Genomic DNA, 17423 nt, shown 5'->3' with positions numbered 1-17423 from the left:
ATTTGCAACTATTGCATATGCAACCTTTTAAAGAGTTTAAAGTTTTTTGTTAAGTATTATCAAATAGTTTTATTTGATAATACTTAAAATATCTAAAGGCTCTTTTACAATATACTTAGCACCATATTGTCTTAGTTCTTCCTCATCTCTAAATCCCCAAAGTACACCAATACTTATCATATTTGCATTGTTTGCAGTTTGCATATCTACTTTTGTATCTCCTACAAAATAAGTATCTTGGCAGAGCACATTAAAACTTTTTGCTATATTTATAGCAGCAGTTGGATCAGGTTTTTTAGGAATATGCTCTTTTTGTCCATGAACTTCAATTAAATTAAACTCTTTAAATATTTTTTCAACATAACCTTGAGTAAATTTATGAGGTTTATTTGATAAAACCCCTATGTTGAAATTTTGATTTTGAAGCTCTTGTAGTAATTCACAAACTCCTTCATAAGCTTTTGTATTAGAGTGTAAAGTAGTTTCATAAACTTCTTGAAATTTTTTACTAACTGTTTGTCTTAACTCTTCTGATGGATTTTTTAAAACATTATTTACTAATACATCAATTCCTCCACCTAAAAAGTAATTGTATTCCTCTATTTCATAACTTTTAAGATTTAACTCTTTTAACACTTCGTTCATACATAATGCAATATCTAATACAGAATCAATAAGTGTTCCATCTAAATCAAATATAATTGCTTTATTATTTTTCATAATTCTCTTACCTCATTGCTAAGTTCATTTATATCATTATCTTGAATTGGGAATTTATTTATTAAAGTTTTAGAGCATGAATTAATTGCTTTTAAATAGCCTTTTGATAGTTCATTGTTTTTAACATCTTTTATAAAATCATTTATAATATCTTCCCAATACTTATTGTCTATTTTTTCTCTTATGTGTTTATCTGTTATTATTTCAACATATTTTTCATCTATTGATACAAAAAACATTATACCTTGTTTTGTTTTTGTGTTTCTTATCCCAAGATTTCCAAACTCTTTATTTGCTTTATATGAAGCTTTTTGATGTTTATACTTTTTTGGAATAAAATATAAAATTAAATCTTCAAAATAATAAAAGAGACTATAAATAAGAGTAAAAACTACAAGCTGTAATTGAAAAAAAATAATAGTGTTTATACTAAAAAACAGTGCAATAATTGAAACTATTGTTGTAATTGCTAAAGCTGTTAATACTTTTTCATATTTATACATTGATGAGTTTTTAGTAATAACTGCTACTAATTCTACTGAACTTTTCTTTTCTAGATTCTCAATCTCTTGAGAAATTAACTTCTTTTCATTTTCATTTAAATACATTACCAACTCCCACTGGCTCCACCGCCACCAAAACTACCTCCACCGCCACTAAAGCTACTTGAAGAACTACCAAAACTTGAAGAACTGCTAAAACTTGATCCACTACTATAAGAAGAGCTATTTGTAAAAGAAGCGTTTTTAAATTTTATAAATAATGTAATAGATACAATTAGAAAAACTATAAAAAATACAATGCCACTACTTGTTATAAGTAGTGCAAAAATACCACTTAAAAAACCAAACAATAAAGAAAACCCTATTAATCTTATTATTCTTGGTAAGAAAACAAAAATAAATAGTGTAATAAATCCTAAAAACTCAAAAGGCAAAAGTGAGATAAAAGATTCATCTTTATAAGTTTGAGGTAAACTATTTTTTTTATATTCACCTTTTATACTTTTTATAATAGCTGTTACCCCTTTGGAAATTCCTTGATAGTAATTGCCTTTTTTAAATTCTGGTTTAATAGTATACTCTATTATTTCATGGGAAATTTTATCAGTTAACACACCCTCAAGACCATATCCAACTTCAATTCTTAATTTTCTATCGTCTAAAGAAACAAGTAGTAAAACACCATTGTTTTTATCTTTTTGACCAAGTTCCCAATATCTAGCAATTTGGTAACCATAATCTGCAATTTCATAACCATCAAGATTTTTTAAAGTTAAAATAACTATTTGATTTGATGTTTGATCTTCATGCATTTTTAATATAGTAGTTAAATTTTTTATTTGGGAAGTAGTTAATATTTGTGCATTATCAACTACTCTTCCTGTAAGAGAGGGAAAATTAGCTTGTGCCAATAAATTACTAGTAAAAATAAAAAATGCTAAGATAAAACAATAAATAAAGTTCTTCATTTAAAATTCTACTTTTGGTACTTCTTGTTCATTTGGTGTTGCTGTGAATGTTTGTTTTATCTTTGCTTCTGGATATAAAATTGCAGCAACAAACTTACCTGGATAAGTTCTAAGTTCTGTATTGTACTCTTTTACTGTTTGTATATAATCTCTTCTTGCAACAGAAATTCTATTTTCTGTTCCCTCAAGTTGTGATTGAAGAGCTAAGAAGTTTTTATTTGCTTTTAAATTAGGATATTTTTCCACTACTAACATAAGCTTTGAAAGAGCTGAACTTAGACTGCTTTGCGCTTTTTGAAACTGCTCAAATAGTTGTGGATTTGATAGCATATCTTCAGAAATATTAAGTTTTCCCACATTTGATCTTGCTTTTGTAACCTCTTGTAAAGTTGATTTTTCATGACTTGCATAAGCTTTTACAGTTGATACTAAGTTTGGAATTAAATCAGCTCTTCTTTTATATTGATTTTGTACTTGAGACCAAGATGCTTTTACATTCTCATCTAATCTTGGAATATTGTTAACATTTGTTGCAATTATTATAAAAACAGCTAATAAAATTACTCCAATTGCTATAAAAAATGATTTCATTTTAAACCTTCGTTTTTTTTAATTATGATATAGTATTTAAATTATTATTAATAAAGAATGAATATTTATGGCAAAGGAGAAAAATGAACTCTTGGAAACAAATAATTGATGATGAAATGAGTAAAGATTATTATAAAAAGTTAGAAGAGCAAATAGATAAAAGGTATAAAACAACAATAGTTTTTCCAGAAAAAAAGAGTATATTCAAAGCTTTTTCTCTAACAAATTTTGATGATTTAAGAGTTGTGATTTTAGGACAAGACCCATATCATGGAGAAAAACAAGCACAAGGTTTAGCTTTTTCAACTCCAAGTAATATTAAAAATCCTCCTTCAATGGTAAATATACTAAAAGAGATTTCACAAGATTTGCAAAAAGAATCAATTTGTAAAGATGGAGATTTAACTTCTTGGGCAAAACAAGGGGTATTGCTTTTAAATACAATTTTAACAGTTGAAAAATCAAAACCAAAATCACATCATAAATTAGGTTGGGAGATTTTTACAGATAATATTATCAAATATATAAATGAGAATTGTAAAGATGTCATATTTTTACTTTGGGGAGCACCTGCTATTTCAAAAAGTAAATTAATTGATGCTTCAAAACATCACATATTAACTGCTCCACACCCAAGCCCTTTATCTGCATATAGAGGCTTTTTTGGATGTAAGCACTTTAGTAAAACAAATGAAATATTAAAAAGTATAAATAAACAAGCTATTTCATGGTAAATATATAGCTATTATTTACTTAATTCTTCTAAGAATTTAGTATAGTTTCTTGTATGAATTCTATGTATTTGAAGATAAATATATGCAACAATTATTACATTTAAGTGAATTAAAGTCTCTTCAAAAGAAAAAATTAAAAAAAGTATAGCACCAATTGTTATAAGAATTGGGAATAGTAATCTAGTCAAGCCCTCAACTTTAAGAAGTTTTTCTTTGTACTCTTTTAAGTTTGAAGCAATATACTGTTTATCTTCTTTTGTTAGTTTGAACATATCTTTTCTTCTATCTATCTCTTTTAAAACATCTAACTTCTGTTTGTATTGAAAAACTTTTATGAATATAGCTAATACTATTATAATAGAAACTCCTGCTGAGAAAAGTTCTAGTGATAATTTCATTTCATTCATACACTCTCCTTAAAATTTATATTTATATAATACATAATTTTGGCTAAATTATAAAAGAATAAAGTATAATCAATACTTTAAATTTTAAAAAGGATAAAAAATAGATTTAGTATATATAATATTTATTAGTATTATGACAATACCAGTTACATACTATGCACTTGAGTTAATATTTTCAAATACACTTTATAAAAAACCAAATAAGAATATCAAAAAGGTAAAAGATAAAAAAAAGCTTTAACAATAATTTTTAATATTATTATGATATAATTAAATTTATTATTTTTATAAAGGGGAAATTATGAAAAAAATATTTTTAGGTTTGTTGTTATCTTTTGCTTTTATGTTAGCAAGTATGGATTTTAATACTGCAAGTAAACAAGAGTTAATGTCTATAAAAGGAATTGGTGAGAAAAAAGCTCAAGCAGTTATTGATTATAGAAAATCAAATAAAATAAATGATCTTAGTGATTTAAAAAAGATTAGAGGTTTTGGAGATAAACTTGTTTTAAAAATAAAAAATAGCAAGGAATATAATTCAAAATAAGATTCAAGTTATATAAAAGTAGTTTTACTTTTGTATAACTTTTATAATTTAAATAACTTGTGATAGAATAGTGTTTACATTAATTCACAAGGATACTTTTGAAAATATCAATAAATTCTAAATGCATATGTGGAAGTGATAAAAAATATAAAAAATGCTGTAAAGAGCTTCATGATGGGAAACCTGCAAAAACTGCATTGGAGCTAATGCGTTCAAGATATAGTGCTTTTGCTTTATGTAAAATTGACTATATTATTGATACTACTCATTTTAATAACCCTGAATTTACTCAAAATAGAAAAAGATGGCAAAACGATATTTTAAATTTTTGTTCTTATACTGATTTTCAAAATTGCGAAATTTTAGAAAGTATTGATGGTAAAGAAGAGAGTTTTGTTACATTTAAAGCTACTTTATATCAAAATAATCTAGATGCTTCCTTTACTGAAAAAAGTAGGTTCTTAAAAGTAGATGGCAAATGGTATTATGTAGATGGAATATTTTTATAAAAAGGAAATTAATTGAAAATACTTTTAGCCCCAGCTGAAACTAAAAACCCAAATGGAGATTCAAAACCATTTTGTGAAGAAAACTTTTTTTTAAAAGAACTATTTTCTAAAAGAGAAGAGATATTTGAACTTTATGAAAATCATATAAAAAGTTTAGATTTGCAAGAGTTGTCAAAATGGTTTGGATTAAAAAAAATTGAAGAAGTTAAAAGATATAAACAATCACTTAAAAATAAGCCAACAATGAAAGCTATTCAAAGATATGATGGAGTGGCTTTTGATGCATTAGCTTATGATAGTTTAGATAATAAGCAAAAAGCTTATATAGATGATAATGTAGTTTTATTTTCTAATCTTTTTGGTCCAATTAAAGCTTCTGATTTGATACCTGATTATAAATATAAACAAGGCGCAAAACTACCTAATATAAATGTAGAAAAGTTTTATTTAGAAAACTTTAGTTTAGCTCTTGATGATTATTTAGGTGAAGAGATAATAGATTTAAGAGCAGGCCATTATGAAAAATTTTATAAAGCTAAAAAAGCAAATGTATTAACTTTTAAATTTCTAAAAGATAATAAAGTAGTTAGTCATTGGGCAAAACACTATAGGGGTATTTTATTAAAGCATTTAGCAACTAATAACATAAGTTCAATTGCTGAATTTTTAGCTTCAAATATTGAGGGTTTAAAATTAGTTGAAATACAAGAGAAAAAGAATATTAAACTATTAGTTATGCAAATAGAGTAATCTTTATTTTCTATTGATAATTACTAAAAATGCAAGTGCTGAGAATATAGCACTATATAAAAATAGATTTGCTCCATATAGCCAACCTGCTATTAAAGCACCTAAAAAGCCTCCAAGTCCATATGCCACACCATACATGAATTGTTGCGCTAGTTTTTTATTTTCGTATAAAGAGTAAAGATATATTATTACAGCACTATGAAATAGTCCAAATGAAAAAGCATGAAAGCTTTGTGATAAGAATGTTATCATTAATGAATCAGGATATAAATATAATAATAACCATCTAAAAGTAGTTATAAGTAAACAAAATTTGATTATTTTTATAAGGTTTCTTTTTAATAAAGGTCCTTGAAAATAAAGCATTAAAATCTCACATATAACACCAAATGACCAAAGATATGATGTCATTTCTAGACTGATTCCATGTGCTGTTTCATAAATAGTAAAAAAGTTATAAAAACCACCAAAACTTATCTGCATTAAAAATAAGCATACCCAAAATGTCCAATGCTTAGAAAAAGAAAAATTTTCATATGTATCTTGATTTTGAGTTTCATGTGAAACGTCAAAACGAAGTAGTACTAAAGAGAATATAACCATCATACTTATTACAAATAGATAAAAATCCAATGCAACTTTTGGTTGTGTTAGGAATTTTGCTAATATTAAAGAAATTAACATAAATCCAATTGAGCCAAAAAGTCTTGATTTTCCATATTTATCTTTACCTAAATCTTTAATTGCCAATATTTCAAGATAAGGCAAAATTAGACTAAGACAAGCTCCTAAGATTGCATTGTTGAACATAAAAGCATAGAAGTTATTTAATGTAAAGTAAAAAAGTATTGCACAAAATATTGATGTAAATAAAGCAATTTTGAAAATAGTTTGATTTAAGTTTATATGTTTTAAAAATAAAAAAGGAGTTGCAAATCTCATCAAAGGAGCAAGAGCGAGTATAAAACCAATTTCAAGTGCATCATATCCTACATCTTGCAATACCTTTGGTAAAAATATAACATAAATACCAACTGCTGCAAAGTAAAAGAAATAAAATGCAGAGATACTAAAAAAAAGCATTTAGATTATTCATCAATTATAATTGTTCTTGATATTAAATCCTGAAAACTCTTTTTTTGTTTATGTAAAAAAGGTAAAAACATTAAAAAAACAGAAACTATTGAAACTAATGTTGCTATATATCTTAAGAGTGCTTGTAAAAATGTTATTTTCTTATTTTTTGAAGTTACAATTTTTAAAGAGTAAGCTTTCATTCCTGGTGTTTGTTGTTTCACATACCAAAAAAATAAAATTATAACTGCACTAATACCAAGAATCAGACTCCACCCATAAGCTCTATTTTGGGCAAAATCTTCTCCTCCATTTAAAACTAAATATATTACTAAGTAAGTAATAGGAGTAGTTATTAAAAAAGAATCAGTTATAAAGGATTTAAATCTAGAAAAAAGAGATGCACAAGGGTTTGAATTATCTTCTTTGATAATTGTTTCTTGTTTATTATTAGTTTTACTTTGTTTTACATCTCTCCATCTCATAAACTTAGTTTCCTCTACTTCCTGGCTTGTATGCTACACTTCCTTCTTTACACATTGGGCACTCTTCTGGAGAATACATCTCAAAAGTAAAATCTTCAAGTGCAAAAAGTGGTTTATCAAGTGGTAACTTACAGTTTTCTTTTGCTTCAATATTGCTTCCTTGTCTTGAACAAAAACCTCTATTTGCAAGAGCTGCATACGCAACAATATTTCCACCATTGTTTTCTATTTGTTTTGCTGCTTCAAGAGCTGAACCACCTGTTGTTATAATATCTTCACAGATAATATAATTTTCGCCCTCTTGTACCTCAAAACCTCTTCTAATAGTCATCTCTTTTTCAACACGTTCCGCAAAAATAAATCTTACATCAAGTGCAGTTGCTAATGCAAATCCTGCTATAAGGCCACCTAGTGCTGGAGAACATACTGCATCAACTTTGATTTTGCTATTTCTTATCTGTTTTGCTAAAGCTTCAGCTAAGATTTTTGCTGTTTTAGGGTCTTCTAAAACTTTTGCAGATTGTAAATAAAATTTAGAGTGGTTACCACTACTTAATTTAAAGTGACCTTCTAATAATGCTTGTGAGTCTTTATATATTTGTTCTACATTCATTCAATTATACCGTTAATATTTCTTGTTCTTTATTTTTAAATGTTTCATCTGCTTTTGTTACATATGAATCAGTAATTTTTTGAATTTCATCTAATGCTTTTTTATTTTCATCATCAGTTATTTCTTTATCTTTATGTAAAACTTTTACTTTATCATTTGCATGTTTTCTTACATTCCTAATTGCAACTTTTGCATTATCTGTCATACCTTTTGCTTGTTTTGCAGCTTCATGTCTTTGCTCAACAGTCATAGGAGGAAAATATAGTTTTACTGCTTCACCATCATTATTTGGATTTACTCCAATATTTGCTTCGTTAATTGCTTTTTCAATATCACTTACTAAGTTTTTTTCCCAAGGTGATATAACTATTGTTGTTGCATCTGGTGATAGTACAGAAGCAACTTGATTTAATTCAGTTGGTGTTCCATAATAACTAACTTTAATTCCATCTAATATTGAAGTTGATACTTTTCCCGTTCTTAAACTTTTGTAGTCTCTTCTTAAAGCTTCAATAGACTTTTCCATATGCTCTTTTGTTTCAGTATAAATTTCTTCTAACATTTTGTTCTCCTTTTAAATATTAATTTTTTATTATGATTTTATTTGCAACTGTAAAGTAATCAGGACTTAGTATTATTCTAGTCCTTGGATTTTTTAACTTAAGGTCTAATTTTATATCAATTATACCATCATTTACTTTTACATCTTGCCATCCAAAACCAGTAATATATAGTTTTATTGTTTTTATTTTTGAATCAACTTTTGCATGAACTCTTTTAAGCACACCATCTTTAGGATATTTTAATGGCTTTAGCCATTGAGCTTCTAAAGTTTTATATCTTAATTTTTGTTCTAAGTTAACTTTACCCACAAGAGCTATTCTATTTATGTCAAAAATATCAGAGTTTTTATTTACAGTTCCTATGCTTTGATTTAATATATAATCAAAATTAAACTCTTTTAATATATTTTTGATTTGCTCATTATATTCTCCATAAGGATATGCATATGATTTAGGTTTAAATCCTAGTTTTTTTTCAAATACTTCAAAAGATTTTTTTGTATCATTATAAACTTCTTGCTTTGAAATCTTAGTAAGATGTGGATGAGAATAAGAGTGTAAACCAATTTCTCCGTATTTAGAAGCATCTTTTAACTCATCCCAAGTCATAAAATCTCCATAGCCTTTCTTTGTTGCTTCAACATATACATATAAAGAAAATGGATAGTTGTATTTTTTGAAAATTGGCAAACCATTTTCATAAAAACTTTTATAAGAGTCATCAATAGTTAATGCTACCCAGTTATCTGGTATTTTCTCTTTATTTTTAACTTTTTCAATAATTTGTGATAGTTTTACAACTTCATACCCATTGTCTTTAAAATACGTAAACTCTTTTTCTAGTTCTTTAAGTGTTGTATTTGTACTTGCATGTTTACTATCACCAAATCTATGATAAACGAATACATGTGCGTTAGCACTTAAATAGTAGTAAGACATTATAAGAAGTAGTAGATATTTCATACTTCTACTTCTTATTTTTATTTAGTTGCAGGAACACTAGGTGCAGTAGGTGCAGCTGGTGCTGACTGTTCATTTTTTTGTTCTGGTTTGTTAGGAATTAAAGTGTTGATTTTTACATTATCAATAGCACTTTTATTTCTTTGTTCATTGTACATATACCCAAGAACTAAGGTATTAATAACAAAAATTAATCCTATTGCCATTGTGGCTTTTGATAAAAAACTACCAGGTCCTTTTGCACCAAATAGTGAATCGTTACTTCCACTATAAGCACCAAGTCCAATACTAGAGCTTTTTTGAAGTAAAATTGTTATTGTTAATATAATAGCTAATACAAATTGAACTATTAATAGTGTAGAGGTCATATTTGTTGTCCTTTTTTAAAAATGCTGTTTATTTTATCTAAAACTTATTAAGATATAGCTAAAATGCAAAAAAATCTAAATAATAAACTTTAAAAGAGATAAAATTTTATATGTCTGTACAAAATGAATTTACAAAACATGCAAAAAATTACAATAACAATAATATTATTCAACAAATCATTGCAAAAGCATTAATTAGAGATATAAACAGTATGCCTAAAACTATTTTAGAGTTAGGTTGTGGTTCAGGACAAGTTTACAAAAATATTGATTGGGAAGTGGATTTTTACTGTGCAATTGATTTTGCTTCTTCAATGTGCAAGCTTCATCCACGAAATAAAAAAGTAAAAGTTGAGTGTTTTGATTTTGATAGTGATGAATTTTTTGATTTTTTAGAAAATCAAAAGTTTGATACAGTTGTATCTGCATCTGCTTTACAATGGTCAAAAAATCTACCAAAGCTTGTATCAAAACTTGCAGAATCTACAAATAGTATAAATGCAGTACTTTTTACTTCAAATACATTTAAAAGTATTCAAAATATAACAAATAAAAAATCACCAATATTAAATGAAGATAGTATAAAAAAAGCATTTTTAAATAGTTTTGATTGTGAATTTGAGAAATATACTTATAATTTAGAGTTTGATAATAAAAAAGAGATGTTTGATTATATTAAAAACTCAGGAGTAAGTGGAGATAGTTCTTTAAACTTTAAAGATGCAAAAAAACTATATAAAGAGTATAATTTAAACTATTTAGAGTTTGAAGTAATATTTGTTAGAACAATCTCTAAATCATAAAGTTCATATCTAATATATTTAAAATTTTCACTATCTTTACTAGAAGTTAGTTTACAAAACTCTTCTAATACTCTAGCGCTCTCTTGTGCACGCTTAAAATTTGCAATAAGTATTGATTCTAGATTCTTTCTATTTTGTTCACTGTTTGTTGATTTTTTTAAAACATCATTTTTAATATCACGAGATTGAAGTAAATCTTTGTAATTATCAATTCTACTTTGATGTCTTAACTCTTTTAATTTAGAAGCAGTTATTTTATCATCATAGATATATCGAAAGATATCTTCTACAACTCTAATACCCTCTCTTAATCTATTTAAATTAGCATCAATAAGTCTTAAGTTATTTTTTTTCATAGTTTATATTATAGTAGTGAAATACTAACTCCAAAAGGAGTTAGTATTATTTAGTCATCACTATTCATAATACCTAAAATCTGTAGTAAAGATATAAACAGATTAAAGAAATCTAAATATAGTGACAATGCAGCTTCAACAGGTGAATCATATCCACCTCTTATGATATTTTGTGTATCATAAAGAATGAAAGCTGAGAAAAGAAGTGCTCCTGCACTTGCAATTACTAATTGAAACATTGATGATTGAATGAAGATATTTGAAATACCAGCAACAATCATTATAATTAATGCAATAAATAAAAATTTACCTATTGAAGAGAAATCTCTTCTTGTTGTCATTGCAAACATTGAAATCCCACCAAAAGCTACAGCTGTCATTAAAAATGCTTGACCAACAATTGATGCACCACCTGGCATTGCAAATATTGCAGACAATAATGGAGCAATTGTTAACCCAGTAATAAATGTAAATGCAAATAATACTGCTAAGTTTACACCTGGTGTGTGTTTAACTCTAGGAATAACAAAGAATATTAATCCTAATTCAATTGCAAATAATATCCACATAACTGGTCCTGCAATTATTGAAACTATATCAAGTCCAATATATGCTCCAGCAGTTGCTGCTAAAAGTGATCCCGCAAATAATTGATATGTAGCTTTTAAAAAGCTCATAATCTCAACTCTTGATGAGTCTTGAGCTGTATTTTTTTGAGATTGTTCTAGATAATCTCTATTATACATCTTTAATCCTTTGTTTAATTCTTATATTATATAGTAATGAAATTCTAATATGTTATGCTTAATATTATCTTTAAGTAACATACTATTACATTACACTATTGATATAATACATAATAAATGTAAATGAAATATTAACAATTAAATACAAATAGAATTAATTTATTATAAAAAACCCCATAAAATATAGAGAAGAGAGTAAAGAAGAAAGTATTTTCCAAAATTTAAGCCTGCATTAAGTTTGAACCCTTGACAAAGGGGCAAGATTTGTCTATAATTCCCGTCCAAATTCGCTGAGGCAAACAAGAGATTGAGAGCTAAAGATGAGATTGAGTTCTTTAACACAAAGTAAGTTTGTAAGAGAAGTAACTTTTATAAACTGAATATATATATGACAAAAAAATAAGAAGAATACAAATTCTTCGTCTATAATATCATACATAAAGTATGATAAAACAATGAGTAATTAATTTTGTATAGAAATACATAATTAGTCAGAGAACAAACACTTTATGGAGAGTTTGATCCTGGCTCAGAGTGAACGCTGGCGGCGTGCTTAACACATGCAAGTCGAACGAGAACGGGATTAGCTTGCTAATCTGTCAGCTAAGTGGCGCACGGGTGAGTAATATATAGGTAACGTGCCTTCAAGAGGGGGATAACAGATGGAAACGTCTGCTAAAACCCCATATGCCTTTAATGCGAAAGTATGCAAGGGAAATATTTATAGCTTGAAGATCGGCCTGTACAGTATCAGATAGTTGGTGAGGTAATAGCTCACCAAGTCAATGACGCTTAACTGGTTTGAGAGGATGATCAGTCACACTGGAACTGAGACACGGTCCAGACTCCTACGGGAGGCAGCAGTGGGGAATATTGCACAATGGGGGAAACCCTGATGCAGCAACGCCGCGTGGAGGATGACACATTTCGGTGCGTAAACTCCTTTTATATAAGAAGATAATGACGGTATTATATGAATAAGCACCGGCTAACTCCGTGCCAGCAGCCGCGGTAATACGGAGGGTGCAAGCGTTACTCGGAATCACTGGGCGTAAAGAGCGTGTAGGCGGATAGATAAGTCAGAAGTGAAATCCAATAGCTTAACTATTGAACTGCTTTTGAAACTGTCTATCTAGAGTATGGGAGAGGTAGATGGAATTTCTGGTGTAGGGGTAAAATCCGTAGAGATCAGAAGGAATACCGATTGCGAAGGCGATCTACTGGAACATAACTGACGCTGAGACGCGAAAGCGTGGGGAGCAAACAGGATTAGATACCCTGGTAGTCCACGCCCTAAACGATGTACACTAGTTGTTGCTATGCTCGACATAGCAGTAATGCAGTTAACACATTAAGTGTACCGCCTGGGGAGTACGGTCGCAAGATTAAAACTCAAAGGAATAGACGGGGACCCGCACAAGCGGTGGAGCATGTGGTTTAATTCGACGATACGCGAAGAACCTTACCTGGTCTTGACATAGTAAGAACCATTTAGAGATAGATGGGTGTCTGCTTGCAGAAACTTATATACAGGTGCTGCACGGCTGTCGTCAGCTCGTGTCGTGAGATGTTGGGTTAAGTCCCGCAACGAGCGCAACCCTCGTCATTAGTTGCTAACACTTCGGGTGAGAACTCTAATGAGACTGCCTACGCAAGTAGGAGGAAGGTGAGGACGACGTCAAGTCATCATGGCCCTTACGACCAGGGCTACACACGTGCTACAATGGGGTATACAAAGAGCAGCGATACAGTGATGTGGAGCAAATCTAAAAAATACCTCCCAGTTCGGATTGTAGTCTGCAACTCGACTACATGAAGTTGGAATCGCTAGTAATCGTAGATCAGCAATGCTACGGTGAATACGTTCCCGGGTCTTGTACTCACCGCCCGTCACACCATGGGAGTTGATTTCACTCGAAGCGGGGATGCTAAGATAGCTACCCTCCACAGTGGAATTAGCGACTGGGGTGAAGTCGTAACAAGGTAACCGTAGGAGAACCTGCGGTTGGATCACCTCCTTTCAGAGAAAAGATTAAGAGAGTCAAAACTCTTAATCAAAGTCAATATATATTCAGTTTATAAAGGTTATTTAAAAGATAGGTGAGAGGGCCTATAGCTCAGCTGGCTAGAGCGCTCGACTGATAATCGTGAGGTCCCAGGTTCAAGTCCTGGTAGGCCCACCATGATTAAATAATCTTAAAAGAAGAGATTAAAAAGTTGGGGAATTAGCTCAGCTGGGAGAGCGCCTGCCTTGCACGCAGGAGGTCAGCGGTTCGATCCCGCTATTCTCCACCAACAAACAAGAAGAAGTTAAATATAAGTTCAATAAATATTGGATTTATATTTAATTTTTTCAGAGATGAGAAGATTAAAGAAGTTATTTAAAAATATAATGTTAAAGTCAAAAATTTTTCTAAGAAAAGAAAGCAATTTCAAGAAAGAAAAGAAGAACACAACTATTTTATTAAATTTAATAAGATAGTAGCCAAGGAATAATTATCAAAAAAGGTTAGAGTAAGATCTAATTAAAAAAATAAGCTATTAAGGGCTAATGGTGGATGCCTAGACTGTAAGAGGCGAAGAAGGACGTACTAGACTGCGAAAAGTCACGAGGAGCTGTCAAGAAGCATTGATTCGTGAATATCCGAATGGGACAACCCAATATATAGAGATATATATTACCCAGAAATGGGGGCTAACGTGGTGAAGTGAAACATCTCAGTAACCATAGGAAGAGAAATCAAAAGAGATTCCCAAAGTAGCGGCGAGCGAAATGGGAGAAGGGCAAACCCTATGCTTGCATAGGGGGTTGAAGGACCATAATATGAGACTAAAGATAATAGTAGAAATATCTGGAAAGGTATAGCAAAGAGGGTGAAACTCCTGTATACGAAATTATCAATAGCTCTAATGGTATCCTGAGTAGGACGGAACACGTGATATTTTGTCTGAATCCGGGGGGACCACCCTCCAACCCTAAATACTACTTACAGATCGATAGTGAACAAGTACCGTGAGGGAAAGGTGAAAAGTACTCCAGCGAGGAGAGTGAAATAGAACCTGAAACCATTAGCTTACAATCATTCAGAGCCCTATGTGAATTTATTCACAGGGTGATGGACTGCCTTTTGCATAATGAGCCTGCGAGTTGTGGTATCTGGCAAGGTTAAGTCAAGTACGAAGCCGTAGCGAAAGCGAGTCTTAAAAGGCGAATTAGTCAGATGCTGCAGACCCGAAACGAAGTGATCTATCCATGGGCAGGTTGAAGCTGGTGTAAGAGCCAGTGGAGGACCGAACCGATGGGCGTTGAAAAGCCCCCGGATGACCTGTGGATAGGGGTGAAAGGCCAATCAAACTTCGTGATAGCTGGTTCTCTCCGAAATATATTTAGGTATAGCCTCTAGTAGTAGCATGTAGGGGTAGAGCACTGAATGGGCTAGGGCTGCTTACCGCGGTACCAAACCCTATCAAACTTCGAATACTACATGTGTAAGCTAGGGAGTCAGGCGTAGGGTGATAAAATCCTATGTCGAGAGGGGAACAACCCAGACTAACAGCTAAGGTCCCAAAGTTACATCTAAGTGGAAAACGATGTGGAGTTACTGTGACAACCAGGAGGTTGGCTTAGAAGCAGCCATCCTTTAAAGAAAGCGTAACAGCTCACTGGTCTAGTGATTCTGCGCGGAAAATATAACGGGGCTAAGATGTACACCGAAGCTTTAGATTCATAATTTATTATGAGTGGTAGGAGAGCGTTCTATTCAGCGTCGAAGCTGTACCGGTAAGGAGCAGTGGAGCGGATAGAAGTGAGCATGCAGGCATGAGTAGCGATAATTAAGGTGAGAATCCTTAACGCCGAAAACCCAAGGTTTCCTACGCGATGCTCGTCATCGTAGGGTTAGTCGGGTCCTAAGTCGAGTCCGAAAGGGGTAGACGATGGGAAATTGGTTAATATTCCAATACCAACAATTAAGCGCGATGTGGGGACGCATAGAGTTAATCGAGCTCACTGATGGAATAGTGGGTCGAAGGACGTAGGTTGTAATTTAGGTAAATCCGGATTACAAGAGACCGAGATCTGATAGGCTGAACAATCTCTTCGGAGAGCGTTTAGAATCGATGATACTGTCGTGCCAAGAAAAGCCACTAAGTATATTAATTGTTGCCCGTACCGTAAACCGACACAGGTAGGTGGGATGAGTATTCTAAGGCGCGTGGAAGAACCCTGGTTAAGGAACTCTGCAAACTAGCACCGTATCTTCGGTATAAGGTGTGCCTACTTTGGTATAGAGATTTACTCTCAAAAGCCTAAGAGGTTGCAACAAAGAGTCCCTCCCGACTGTTTACCAAAAACACAGCACTTTGCTAACACGTAAGTGGATGTATAAGGTGTGACGCCTGCCCGGTGCTCGAAGGTTAATTGATGATGTAAGCGTAAGCGAAGCATTTGATCGAAGCCCGAGTAAACGGCGGCCGTAACTATAACGGTCCTAAGGTAGCGAAATTCCTTGTCGGTTAAATACCGACCTGCATGAATGGCGTAACGAGATGGGAGCTGTCTCAACCAGGGATCCAGTGAAATTGTAGTGGAGGTGAAAATTCCTCCTACCCGCGGAAAGACGGAAAGACCCCGTGCACCTTTACTACAGCTTGACACTGTAGCTTGGATATTCATGTGCAGGATAGGTGGGAGGCTTTGATTACTAGACGCAAGTAGAGTATGAGCCATCCTTGAGATACCACCCTTGAATATTTGAGTTACTAACTGCGTACAATAAACTTGTATCAGGACAATGTCTGGTGGGTAGTTTGACTGGGGCGGTCGCCTCCTAAAAAGTAACGGAGGCTTACAAAGGTTAGTTCAAGGCGGATGGAAATCGCCTGATGAGTATAATGGCATAAACTAGCTTGACTGTGAGAGAGACAACTCGAGCAGAGACGAAAGTCGGTCATAGTGATCCGGTGGTTCTGAGTGGAAGGGCCATCGCTCAAAGGATAAAAGGTACGCCGGGGATAACAGGCTGATCTCCCCCAAGAGCTCACATCGACGGGGAGGTTTGGCACCTCGATGTCGGCTCATCGCATCCTGGGGCTGGAGCAGGTCCCAAGGGTATGGCTGTTCGCCATTTAAAGCGGTACGCGAGCTGGGTTCAGAACGTCGTGAGACAGTTCGGTCCCTATCTTCCGTGGGCGTAGGAAAGTTGAGAAGATTTGTCCCTAGTACGAGAGGACCGGGATGAACGTACCACTGGTGTACCAATTGTTCTGCCAAGAGCATCGTTGGGTAGCTACGTACGGATGAGATAAGAGCTGAAAGCATCTAAGCTCGAAGCCAACTTCAAGATGAACTTTCCCTGAAGATCCCAGTAAGACTAACTGGTTGATAGGCTAGATGTGTAAGCATAGAGATATGTTTAGCTGACTAGTACTAATAGATCGTTCGGCTTATTATTATACTTGGTTTACTATCTTATTAAGTTTACTAAAGTTGTGTTCAAAGAGACTTTAACATTAATATACTCAAAATATGAGTATAGAGTGAATAATAAAATTCATTGTATACTCATATTGCTGGTGGATATAGCGAAGTGGAAATACCCAGATCCATACCGAACCTGGAAGTCAAGCACTTCTGCGCTGATAATACTGCACCTTTCAGGTGTGGAAACGTAGGCCTCTGCCAGCTCTTGAGTTTTTACAAGCCCTTATCTATTTTAACTTATTTA

At 32.0% G+C, this 17423-nt stretch carries 18 protein-coding genes, 2 tRNA genes and 3 rRNA genes; 10 read left to right on the top strand and 13 right to left on the bottom strand.

The window, feature by feature from the left end; all coding sequences use genetic code 11:
• Positions 1-69: 69 nt before the first annotated feature.
• Genes ACAN_RS13790 through ACAN_RS13775 form a run of 4 tightly spaced genes read right to left on the bottom strand, consistent with a single transcriptional unit; the run spans position 70 to position 2782 of the window.
• Positions 70-720 carry an HAD family hydrolase gene (locus ACAN_RS13790; protein WP_099334891.1) on the bottom strand — a complete coding sequence of 217 codons (651 nt, stop codon included), beginning with the start codon at positions 718-720 and terminating at the stop codon, positions 70-72.
• The gene (locus tag ACAN_RS13785; RefSeq protein ID WP_099334892.1) at positions 717-1328 is read right to left on the bottom strand and encodes a TPM domain-containing protein; all 612 of its coding nucleotides are present in this window, start codon (positions 1326-1328) and stop codon (positions 717-719) included. The genes ACAN_RS13790 and ACAN_RS13785 overlap by 4 nt, the downstream gene beginning before the upstream one ends.
• Positions 1328-2191: a TPM domain-containing protein gene (locus tag ACAN_RS13780; protein WP_099334893.1), complete on the bottom strand. Its 864-nt coding sequence runs from the start codon at positions 2189-2191 to the stop codon at positions 1328-1330. The genes ACAN_RS13785 and ACAN_RS13780 overlap by 1 nt, the downstream gene beginning before the upstream one ends.
• Positions 2192-2782 (bottom strand): LemA family protein, encoded by a 591-nt coding sequence (locus ACAN_RS13775; protein WP_099334894.1) that lies wholly within the window; start codon positions 2780-2782, stop codon positions 2192-2194.
• Positions 2783-2865: 83 nt separating this feature from the next.
• Between ACAN_RS13775 and ung the strand changes: the two genes are divergently transcribed.
• Complete coding sequence (gene ung / locus ACAN_RS13770) at positions 2866-3516, top strand: uracil-DNA glycosylase (protein ID WP_099334895.1); 651 nt, start codon at positions 2866-2868, stop codon at positions 3514-3516.
• An 11-nt stretch (positions 3517-3527) separates the two neighbouring features.
• Here ung and ACAN_RS13765 read toward each other — a convergent pair whose 3' ends face one another.
• On the bottom strand, positions 3528-3923 hold the full coding sequence (locus ACAN_RS13765) for a hypothetical protein (RefSeq protein WP_099334896.1): 396 nt from the start codon (positions 3921-3923) through the stop codon (positions 3528-3530).
• A 301-nt stretch (positions 3924-4224) separates the two neighbouring features.
• Here ACAN_RS13765 and ACAN_RS13760 point away from each other — a divergent pair, with 301 nt between their 5' ends.
• The 3 genes from ACAN_RS13760 to ACAN_RS13750 all read left to right on the top strand — a co-directional run bounded on the left by ACAN_RS13760 (position 4225) and on the right by ACAN_RS13750 (position 5729).
• A complete protein-coding gene (locus ACAN_RS13760; RefSeq protein ID WP_079578228.1) occupies positions 4225-4470 on the top strand; it encodes a ComEA family DNA-binding protein in 246 nt (81 codons plus the stop codon).
• Positions 4471-4568: 98 nt separating this feature from the next.
• Positions 4569-4979: a YchJ family protein gene (locus ACAN_RS13755; RefSeq protein WP_079578229.1), complete on the top strand. Its 411-nt coding sequence runs from the start codon at positions 4569-4571 to the stop codon at positions 4977-4979.
• Between the two features lie 12 nt (positions 4980-4991).
• Entirely contained in the window at positions 4992-5729 is a 738-nt protein-coding gene (locus ACAN_RS13750) for a YaaA family protein (RefSeq protein WP_099334897.1), read from the top strand.
• Positions 5730-5732: 3 nt separating this feature from the next.
• Here the strand turns inward: ACAN_RS13750 and ACAN_RS13745 are convergent, their stop codons facing one another.
• From ACAN_RS13745 to secG, 6 genes are read right to left on the bottom strand one after another with little or no spacing between them, the layout of a single operon-like run.
• Entirely contained in the window at positions 5733-6812 is a 1080-nt protein-coding gene (locus ACAN_RS13745; protein ID WP_099334898.1) for an MFS transporter, read from the bottom strand.
• Positions 6813-6817: 5 nt separating this feature from the next.
• Complete coding sequence (locus ACAN_RS13740; protein WP_099334899.1) at positions 6818-7288, bottom strand: RDD family protein; 471 nt, start codon at positions 7286-7288, stop codon at positions 6818-6820.
• Between the two features lie 4 nt (positions 7289-7292).
• Entirely contained in the window at positions 7293-7901 is a 609-nt protein-coding gene (gene pyrE / locus ACAN_RS13735) for an orotate phosphoribosyltransferase (RefSeq protein WP_099334900.1), read from the bottom strand.
• A gap of 4 nt (positions 7902-7905) precedes the next feature.
• Positions 7906-8463 carry a ribosome recycling factor gene (gene frr, locus ACAN_RS13730; protein WP_079580362.1) on the bottom strand — a complete coding sequence of 186 codons (558 nt, stop codon included), beginning with the start codon at positions 8461-8463 and terminating at the stop codon, positions 7906-7908.
• Between the two features lie 19 nt (positions 8464-8482).
• Positions 8483-9427, bottom strand: a complete 945-nt coding sequence (locus ACAN_RS13725; protein ID WP_099334901.1) for a polysaccharide deacetylase family protein — start codon at positions 9425-9427, stop codon at positions 8483-8485.
• A gap of 17 nt (positions 9428-9444) precedes the next feature.
• Positions 9445-9792: a preprotein translocase subunit SecG gene (secG, locus tag ACAN_RS13720; RefSeq protein WP_079580364.1), complete on the bottom strand. Its 348-nt coding sequence runs from the start codon at positions 9790-9792 to the stop codon at positions 9445-9447.
• Positions 9793-9902: 110 nt separating this feature from the next.
• Between secG and ACAN_RS13715 the strand changes: the two genes are divergently transcribed.
• Entirely contained in the window at positions 9903-10595 is a 693-nt protein-coding gene (locus ACAN_RS13715; RefSeq protein ID WP_099334902.1) for a methyltransferase, read from the top strand.
• Here ACAN_RS13715 and ACAN_RS13710 read toward each other — a convergent pair.
• Together ACAN_RS13710 and ACAN_RS13705 are read right to left on the bottom strand one after the other, a co-directional pair.
• Entirely contained in the window at positions 10547-10951 is a 405-nt protein-coding gene (locus tag ACAN_RS13710; RefSeq protein WP_099334903.1) for a thiamine-phosphate pyrophosphorylase, read from the bottom strand. The two genes, ACAN_RS13715 and ACAN_RS13710, sit on opposite strands and share 49 nt — an antisense overlap.
• A gap of 50 nt (positions 10952-11001) precedes the next feature.
• Entirely contained in the window at positions 11002-11697 is a 696-nt protein-coding gene (locus ACAN_RS13705) for a Bax inhibitor-1/YccA family protein (protein ID WP_099334904.1), read from the bottom strand.
• 506 nt (positions 11698-12203) lie between these two features.
• Here ACAN_RS13705 and ACAN_RS13700 point away from each other — a divergent pair.
• From ACAN_RS13700 to rrf, 5 genes are all read left to right on the top strand, one after another.
• Positions 12204-13718: ribosomal RNA gene (locus tag ACAN_RS13700) — 16S ribosomal RNA — on the top strand.
• An 85-nt stretch (positions 13719-13803) separates the two neighbouring features.
• Positions 13804-13880 (top strand) — tRNA-Ile (locus ACAN_RS13695).
• A 36-nt stretch (positions 13881-13916) separates the two neighbouring features.
• Positions 13917-13992, top strand: a tRNA-Ala gene (locus ACAN_RS13690).
• A 236-nt stretch (positions 13993-14228) separates the two neighbouring features.
• Positions 14229-17150, top strand: a 23S ribosomal RNA gene (locus ACAN_RS13685).
• Positions 17151-17267: 117 nt separating this feature from the next.
• Positions 17268-17383: ribosomal RNA gene (gene rrf / locus ACAN_RS13680) — 5S ribosomal RNA — on the top strand.
• The 16S, 23S and 5S rRNA genes sit together here with 2 tRNA genes alongside, the layout of an rRNA operon.
• Positions 17384-17423 lie beyond the last annotated feature (40 nt).

The organism is Malaciobacter canalis (genome assembly GCF_008000835.1).
GTDB classification, from domain to species: domain Bacteria; phylum Campylobacterota; class Campylobacteria; order Campylobacterales; family Arcobacteraceae; genus Malaciobacter; species Malaciobacter canalis.
The sequence above is the reverse complement of the archived record's forward strand: the minus strand, read 5'-3'. Positions and strand labels throughout refer to the sequence as shown.

Bases quoted from the DNA above. Each gene is read 5' to 3' on its own strand.
- ACAN_RS13740 (WP_099334899.1), bottom strand. From the start codon at position 7,288: ATGAGATGGAGAGATGTAAAACAAAGTAAAACTAATAATAAACAAGAA.
- ACAN_RS13705 (WP_099334904.1), bottom strand. From the start codon at position 11,697: ATGTATAATAGAGATTATCTAGAACAATCTCAAAAAAATACAGCTCAA.
- ACAN_RS13785 (WP_099334892.1), bottom strand. From the start codon at position 1,328: ATGTATTTAAATGAAAATGAAAAGAAGTTAATTTCTCAAGAGATTGAG.
- pyrE (WP_099334900.1), bottom strand. From the start codon at position 7,901: ATGAATGTAGAACAAATATATAAAGACTCACAAGCATTATTAGAAGGT.
- ACAN_RS13710 (WP_099334903.1), bottom strand. From the start codon at position 10,951: ATGAAAAAAAATAACTTAAGACTTATTGATGCTAATTTAAATAGATTA.
- ACAN_RS13760 (WP_079578228.1), top strand. From the start codon at position 4,225: ATGAAAAAAATATTTTTAGGTTTGTTGTTATCTTTTGCTTTTATGTTA.
- ung (WP_099334895.1), top strand. From the start codon at position 2,866: ATGAACTCTTGGAAACAAATAATTGATGATGAAATGAGTAAAGATTAT.
- ACAN_RS13725 (WP_099334901.1), bottom strand. From the start codon at position 9,427: ATGAAATATCTACTACTTCTTATAATGTCTTACTACTATTTAAGTGCT.
- frr (WP_079580362.1), bottom strand. From the start codon at position 8,463: ATGTTAGAAGAAATTTATACTGAAACAAAAGAGCATATGGAAAAGTCT.
- secG (WP_079580364.1), bottom strand. From the start codon at position 9,792: ATGACCTCTACACTATTAATAGTTCAATTTGTATTAGCTATTATATTA.
- ACAN_RS13780 (WP_099334893.1), bottom strand. From the start codon at position 2,191: ATGAAGAACTTTATTTATTGTTTTATCTTAGCATTTTTTATTTTTACT.
- ACAN_RS13765 (WP_099334896.1), bottom strand. From the start codon at position 3,923: ATGAATGAAATGAAATTATCACTAGAACTTTTCTCAGCAGGAGTTTCT.
- ACAN_RS13790 (WP_099334891.1), bottom strand. From the start codon at position 720: ATGAAAAATAATAAAGCAATTATATTTGATTTAGATGGAACACTTATT.
- ACAN_RS13745 (WP_099334898.1), bottom strand. From the start codon at position 6,812: ATGCTTTTTTTTAGTATCTCTGCATTTTATTTCTTTTACTTTGCAGCA.
- ACAN_RS13715 (WP_099334902.1), top strand. From the start codon at position 9,903: ATGTCTGTACAAAATGAATTTACAAAACATGCAAAAAATTACAATAAC.
- ACAN_RS13775 (WP_099334894.1), bottom strand. From the start codon at position 2,782: ATGAAATCATTTTTTATAGCAATTGGAGTAATTTTATTAGCTGTTTTT.